The sequence below is a fragment of the Sphingomonas yabuuchiae genome (assembly GCF_001477495.1).
Classification (GTDB): domain Bacteria; phylum Pseudomonadota; class Alphaproteobacteria; order Sphingomonadales; family Sphingomonadaceae; genus Sphingomonas; species Sphingomonas yabuuchiae_A.
Map to the genome: position 1 here is coordinate 1 of NZ_LDTF01000161.1, position 2,484 is coordinate 2,484.

2 protein-coding genes and 1 pseudogene are annotated in these 2,484 nt (G+C 68.4%); all 3 read left to right on the forward strand.

The genetic code is table 11. The features are described 5' to 3' along the window. Positions 1–1,112: ABC1 kinase family protein (locus NS355_RS17845; protein ID WP_058746875.1), on the forward strand; the 1,112-nt coding region annotated here is incomplete at its 5' end. A 329-nt stretch (positions 1,113–1,441) separates the two neighbouring features. Beyond that, on the forward strand, positions 1,442–2,083 hold the full coding sequence (locus tag NS355_RS17850; protein WP_058746876.1) for a hypothetical protein: 642 nt from the start codon (positions 1,442–1,444) through the stop codon (positions 2,081–2,083). A gap of 125 nt (positions 2,084–2,208) precedes the next feature. Beyond that, positions 2,209–2,484 (forward strand): annotated as a pseudogene (locus NS355_RS17855) (MFS transporter); the annotation flags it as partial.

Sequence of the window (2,484 nt, forward strand, 5' to 3'; positions counted from 1 at the left end):
CGGCGATGAAGCTGGGCCAGATGATCTCGATGGACGCGGGCGACCTGTTGCCGCCCGAATTGCAGACCATCCTCGCACGGCTGCGCGACCAGGCCTACCGGATGCCGCCCGCACAGCTCGACAAGGTGCTGAAGGCGCAATGGGGCGCCGACTGGCGACGCAAGTTCCGCCATTTCGAGGCCGCGCCGATGGCCGCCGCCTCGATCGGGCAGGTCCACCGCGCGACGCTGCCCGATGGCCGGGTGCTGGCGATCAAGGTGCAATATCCGGGCGTGCGCGACAGCATCGGCTCGGACGTCGACAATGTCGCGACGCTGCTGCGCGTGTCGAACCTGATCCCGCCCTCGATCGACCTGAAGCCCTTGCTGGAGGAAGCCAAGCACCAGCTGGCCGAGGAGGCGGACTATCTTCGCGAGGCCGATCGGATGCAGGCCTATGGCGACCGGCTGGCGGGCGATCCGCGCTATGTCGTGCCGCGCCCCGAATTGTCGCTGACCACGCCCTTGGTGCTGGCGATGGACTTCGTGCCCGGCCAGTCGATCGACACGCTGGTCGAGGCGCCGCAGGAGACGCGCGACACCGCGATGACCGCGCTGATTCAGCTCGTCCTGCGCGAGCTGTTCGACTTCGGGATGATGCAGACCGATCCGAACTTCGCCAATTATCGCTGGCAGGCGGATACCGGGCGGCTGGTGCTACTCGATTTCGGCGCGGCGCGCGACGTGCCGCCCGAAACCGTCGCCTCCTATCGTCGGTTGATCGAGGCGGGGCTGGCGCATGACCGCGATCGTATCCGCGAAATCGCGGTGGAGACGGGTTTCCTCGGCGAGAAGGCGGTCGCCGCGCATCGCCCGGCGGTTGACCGGATCATCGCCGCGATCGACGATACGATGGCCCGGCCCGGCCCCTTCGACTTCGGCGACCGCGCCTTCGTGCCGGTGGTGCGCGAGGAGACGAAGCCGATGATCGCCGACCGCGACACCTGGCACGTCCCCCATGTCGAGACGCTGTTCGTCCAGCGCAAGATCAGCGGCTCAGCGCTCCTTTGCGCCCGGTTGAAGGCGCGGGTCGATGTGCGCGGGCTCGCGGCGGAGGCGATCGGTCTGGGATAGGCAAAGTCTTATTTCCGGTACCCCGGATCCCTCACACCATCCCGGCCTCCGCCGGCGTGGACGTCGGGATATTTGGATAGGTTTCCACGGCCCTGCCAAACGTTCCCCGCCCGAACGTCTCAACCGTGAGACGGATTGCCCCGCCCCATGGGCAGCTTCAAGCGATTGACCTACAGACTGGAATTCGAGGCGGGCGGATTGTCCCAACCGATCCGTCCGTCTCACCCTCTCGTTCAGCGTCAAAGGCCGACCGTGCGCGTCCCGCTTTCAGCCCCTGCCTCGCCACGTCCCGGCGCACGGCACCGCGCGCGCCCGATGGCCGCCCGCCCATGACGGCGATGGACCCGATCCTTCGCGCCATGACGGGTGATCGCGCGACGCTCGACCGCACGGCCGAGGCGCTGTGTCGCGACTTCGCCATCGCCTGGAGCGCCGGGGCGTCCTGGGGCACCTGGGCGCAGCTGAGCGATCTGCGGGCGGGCGATCCCGCCTTCGTCATCCGCCATACGCTTGAAGGCACCGGGCTCGACACCCAGCGCTGGGGGATGGGGGAGGGGCAGGACATGACCACACGCATCCCCGGCCTGGGGCTGCCCTGGTGGCGTCGCCTGGCCGAGCGTCCGGCGCAGCGCTGCCTGATCCCGCTGACCGCTGCCACCCTGACAGCCTCTGCACGGCCCGGCCGCGACCGGCGCGCGACGTGGTTCGCACTGGCCGACGAGCCGGTCTTCACCGTGGCGGGGTTGTGGCGCGACAGGGGCGATGCGCGCTGCTTCGCGATGGTGGAAAGCTCGCCGGATCACGGTGCCGACGCGCTGTTCCCGGCCATGCCGATGATCATCGCGGCGCAGGATCGTAAGCGCTGGCTGCATGGGTCGATGGAGGATATCGATGCGCTAGGGGGGCCTTGCCCGCTGGAGCGTATGCGGATCGGGCTACCCCGGCCCGTCATGGGCGTGCCGCTGGCCTGATCGACAGGGATCGCGATTTACGGCAACCCTGTCCCCTCAGAGAGGGGCAAGGGGAAGAAAAGATGTCGATCCGATCTGGTCGACTATCGGCTCCCTTGGGGCAATCGACATTGAAAGGAACCGGATTGTCGCTGTCGCTTCCGCATCGGGGGTATCGCGTGGCGGTGCTGATGGCGCTGGTCCATATGCTGGCGGTGGGCCAGCGTTTCCTGCTGTCGATCCTGATCGAGCCGATCAAGGCCGATCTGGGGCTGGGCGACGCCGCGATCGGGCTGTTGCAGGGACCGGCCTTCGCCTTTGTGGGCGGGGCGGCGGTGGTGCCGATGATCTTGCTGGCGCGGACCTGGCCGCTCGCCCGGCTGCTCGCCTTCGCGCTGCTGGGGGCGAGCGTGGCGACGGCG